We start from the raw sequence: 4,133 nt of genomic DNA, 5'->3' as shown, positions 1-4,133 counted from the left end.
CAGCGGCCGCGGGCCGGCCGCGGGCGATCCAGCCGGAGGGGCCTCCGCGCCCGCGCCCTCCGCCTCGGGCAGGGGTCCTCCCGTCTTGATGTAGCCGTAACCCGTCTCCGCCGCGCCCGGCACCAGACCGACGGTGACGAGCCAGCCCTCCTCGGCCGCGCGCGCCGCGGACCTGACCACGGCTTCCCAGCGGGTCCCGGACTCCATGATGTGGTCCGAAGGCAGCACGAGCATCACCGCGTCGGGGTCGAGGCGCTCGAGGTAGGCCGCGGCCAGCGCGATCGCCGGAGCGGTGTTGCGCGCCATCGGCTCGCTCAGGTACTCGATCGCCGCCGCCCGCATGGCGGGACGGGTCCCGATGTGGCCCCGAAGCTCGTCGCGCAGGCGCTCTCCCGCCAGCAGGTGCACGGCGCCGGGGCCCACGAGCGGCAGCGCGCGCTCGACCGTCTGGGCGATGAGCGACTCGCCGCCCCAGATCGACAGCATCTGCTTGGGGTTGAGGTCGCGGGACAGCGGCCAGAATCGCGTGCCGCTGCCGCCGGCGAGCACCACGGCGTGCAGGTGGGGGACGGGCCCGGCTTCGGGGGGGTTCGGGGGGGCTCCGGCTTCCGTCATCACGCCGCCCCGGTCACCAGCTCCCGGCCGGCCTCGAGCAGGTCGTCCACGACGCCCATGCTCGGCGCCTCGGCGTAGACCCGCACGAGCGGCTCGGTGCCCGAGGGTCGCAACAGCAGCCACGCGTCGTCCGGCAGGAGGAACTTCACGCCGTCGCGGCGGTCGAGGCCGCGCACCGCGAGCCCTGCGATCTCCTCGCGCTCGATCGAGGGTACCTGCGCGGCGAACGTGTCGCGCTCCGCCGGCTCGATCCTGATGTCGGCTCGCCGGTACTCCATCGGCCCGGTCATCGCGAAGAGGTCCTCGACGAGCTCGGCGAGGCCCAGCCCGCGCTTGGCCATCATCTCGGTCAGCAGGAGCGCCATCGCGAGCCCGTCGCGCTCCGGCACGTGGCTGGGGATGCCGATGCCGCCCGACTCCTCTCCGCCGATCATCACGCCGCCCGCGAGCATCCTCTCGTAGATGTACTTGAACCCGATGGGGGTGGTCTCGCACTCGAGGTCGAGGCGCTGGCAGACGCGGTCGAGCAGCACCGAGGTCGACAGCGTCTTCACGACGGCCCCGCGCATCCCCTTGGCCTCGACGAGGTTACGCACCACGAGCGCGAAGATGCGGTGGGGGTTCACGAACTCGCCGTGGCGGTCCGCGGCCCCGATGCGGTCGGCGTCGCCGTCGGTGAAGAACGCCGCGTCGAAGCCCCCTTCCCGCACGAGCCGGCGACCCTCGTCGACGTGCGGCGGGATCGGCTCGGGGTGCAGCCCGCCGAAGGACGGGTTGTACTCGCCGTGGAGCTCGAGGACCTCGCTCACGCCCAGGTCGCGCATCACCTGCGCGAGCATCCCCTGCCCGGCGCCGTACAGCGGGTCCACCACGACGCGAAGGCCGGCCGACCGGATCGCCTCGCCGTCGACGAGCGCGCGAAGGGCGCCAAGGTAGTCGGTGGTGAGGTCGTCCACCGTGTACGTGCCGTCACGCTCGGGCGGCGGAGGCGTGTCGGGGACGGCGGCCTCGACCCTGCCGGTGACGGCCGGCGGCGCCGAGCCGCCGTCGGCGGTCTTGACCTTCAGCCCCAGCCAGCGTGCCGGGTTGTGGCTGGCGGTGAGCATGATCGCGCCGACGGCGTCGCTCCTGTCCGTCGCCCACGACAGCGCCGGGGTGGGCAGAGCGCAGGTGGAGAGCCGGACGCGCAGTCCGTGCGCAGCGAGCACCCCGGCCGCCGACGCCGCGAACGCAGCCGCCTGGAACCGGGTGTCGTAGCCGACGAGCACCTCGCCGCCGGGGGTGTCCTCGGCGATGACCCGGCCCGCCGCGTCGGCGAGGCGCCGGACGTTGGCGTAGGTGAAGTCGTCGCCGATCACGGCGCGCCAGCCGTCGGTTCCGAACCTGATGGGAGCGGGTGCACCCATGGATCCCTCCTCGGGTCGTCGGCCGCGCCGGGCGCCCTCCCGCGGCGCGACTGTACGCATTCTCGCACATAGCGCGGGGAGAGCGGCGCCTGCGCGGCGCTGCGGCTCCGTCTCCTTCTCTCATTCCCGAACCGAGGTGCCCGGCGGCCGGCGAGCCTGGCGCTACCGGCGGTCGAGCAGCCGCCGGTAGAGGTCGAGGTGCGCCTTCACGAGCCTCGCCGAGGAGGACCGCTCCGCCGCGCGCACTCGGCCGGCCTCGCCCATGCGGCGGGCGCGCTCGGGGTCGGCCAGCAGCGTCAGGATCGCGCCGGCGAGCGCGTTCGGATCGGAAGGCGGAACGAGCAGGCCGGTGACGCCGTCCTCCACCACCTCGGGCAGGCCCCCGACGCGGCTGGCCACCACCGGGACGCCGAGCGCCATCCCCTCCATCGCCGAGTGCCCGAGCCCCTCGGAGAGCGACGGCACCGCGAGCACGTCCAAGCGCGCGGTGTAGGGAGCGGCCGGAGAGACCGCCCCGGTGAAGGCGAGGCGCCCCGGCGGGATGAGCTCGGCCGCGAGCCGCTCGAGCCGGTCGCGCTCCGGGCCGGCACCGACGACCAGCAGGCGGGAGGCGGGCTCCTCGGCGGCGATGAGGGCCGCCGCGCGGACGAAGACCTCGCCTCCCTTGACGTCTTGCAGCCGCCCGACCATGCCGACGAGCGGGCCTTCCGCGCCTGAGACCGGCGCGGGGAGCCCCACTTCGGCCCTCGCGGCGGCCTGCACGGCGGCGACGTCGATGGCGCTCGGGATCGTGACGAGCTTCTCGCGGGGCATCCCGCGGGCCGCCCACTCCTCGGCGACCGCCTCCGAGACGGTCACCATCACGTCGAGGCGTCCGCGCGTGAGGCGCTCCACGGCGTCGCGCGCGAACTGCGCGAGCGCCGAGGCTCCTGCGCGCCGGGGGGCGTCGGGTTCGACCGAGCCGGTGTTGAGCACGAGCGCGCGCACCGGCGCGCCCGCGAGGCGCACGAGGATGTTGGTGAGGTAGCCGGTACCCTGCACGATCGCGGCATCGTAGCGCTTGAGGTACTTGCGGATGCGCGAGCGCGTGCGCAGGAAGTTGGGCGCGTGCAGCGCGTAGCGGTTGACCGTCGCGCCCAGCTCGCGCGCCTCGCGCTCCACCGCACTGTCGGGCAGGCAGATCACGTGCACGTGCATGCCCGCCTCCAAGCAGGCGCGCACGAGCGCGAGCATGCGCACCTCCCCGCCCCCGTAGGTGGGGCCGGGGAAGTTGTTGACGAAGACGATCGTGGCGTCTCTCAGGGAGCGCATCGGCGGTCGGTCAGGCCTCCTCGGCACCGGCGCGCGCAGCGACGTCGTCGAGCAACTCCGCGTAACGCCGCGCGGTCTCGACCCGCGAGAAGCGCGCGGCCTCCTCCTCGGCCGGCCGCCGCAGCGCACCCTCGCGCCACGCATGGTACAGGTCGAGGACCGCCGAGGCGATGTCGGAGGGGTCGTCGGGCGCCGCCGCGCGCACGCCGGCGACGCCGGCGAGCACGTCGCGGGCGGCGCCCTGCCCGGCCAGGAGGAGGATCGGGCGCCTGAGGCCGACGTACTCGGCCAGCTTCCCGGGAACGGAGTGACGGCTCTCCTCGCCGGGCGAGAGGATCGCGACGTTGACGCTGGCGGAGGCCGCCTCCTCGAGTGCGCGCGGGTACGGGACGAAACCCGTCGTCGCGACCGCCGCGCGGACGCCCGCTTGGCGCGCAAGGCGCTCGGCTACTGCCCCGACGCCGACGAAGCGCACCTCGGCCACGTCGGCGAGTGCCGGCTCACGCCGCTCGGCGAGCACGAGGCCCTCGAGGAAGGCGCGCGGCGAGCGCGGACCCGAGAACGTCCCGGCGTGCACGAGCACGAAGCGCCCCGCCGGCGGCGCGACGGCGCGGGGGAGGTCCTCGGGGTCGAAGCCATTCGGGATGAGCTCCACGCGCGTGCCGGGATAGCGGCGGCTGAGGTCGTCGGCGATCGCGGGCGAGACGGTGACGAGGGCGGCGGCGCGGCTCGCGGTCCGCGCCTCCGCGCGGCGCTGCCAGGCCGCATGCAGCGGCGTCGGGGGCACGAAGAAGTGGTTGC

Annotated in this window: 4 protein-coding genes; all 4 read right to left on the bottom strand. The window is 74.8% G+C overall.

Going from position 1 to position 4,133, the window contains the following annotated elements; genetic code table 11:
- A partial coding sequence (locus IBX62_10355; protein ID MBE0477487.1) for an NTP transferase domain-containing protein occupies positions 1 to 615 on the bottom strand: 615 nt, incomplete at its 3' end.
- Positions 615 to 2,021 (bottom strand): phosphoglucosamine mutase, encoded by a 1,407-nt coding sequence (locus tag IBX62_10350; GenBank protein MBE0477486.1) that lies wholly within the window; start codon positions 2,019 to 2,021, stop codon positions 615 to 617. The genes IBX62_10350 and IBX62_10355, both read right to left, overlap by 1 nt.
- A 162-nt stretch (positions 2,022 to 2,183) precedes the next feature.
- Positions 2,184 to 3,332: a glycosyltransferase family 4 protein gene (locus tag IBX62_10345; GenBank protein ID MBE0477485.1), complete on the bottom strand. Its 1,149-nt coding sequence runs from the start codon at positions 3,330 to 3,332 to the stop codon at positions 2,184 to 2,186.
- Between the two features lie 10 nt (positions 3,333 to 3,342).
- The coding region (locus IBX62_10340; GenBank protein MBE0477484.1) for a glycosyltransferase at positions 3,343 to 4,133 on the bottom strand (791 nt) is incomplete at its 5' end.

The sequence above is a fragment of the Coriobacteriia bacterium genome, from assembly GCA_014859305.1.
Classification (GTDB): domain Bacteria; phylum Actinomycetota; class Coriobacteriia; order Anaerosomatales; family Kmv31; genus Kmv31.
The sequence above is the reverse complement of the archived record's forward strand: the minus strand, read 5'-3'. Positions and strand labels throughout refer to the sequence as shown.

Bases quoted from the DNA above. Each gene is read 5' to 3' on its own strand.
- IBX62_10350 (MBE0477486.1), bottom strand. From the start codon at position 2,021: ATGGGTGCACCCGCTCCCATCAGGTTCGGAACCGACGGCTGGCGCGCC.
- IBX62_10345 (MBE0477485.1), bottom strand. From the start codon at position 3,332: ATGCGCTCCCTGAGAGACGCCACGATCGTCTTCGTCAACAACTTCCCC.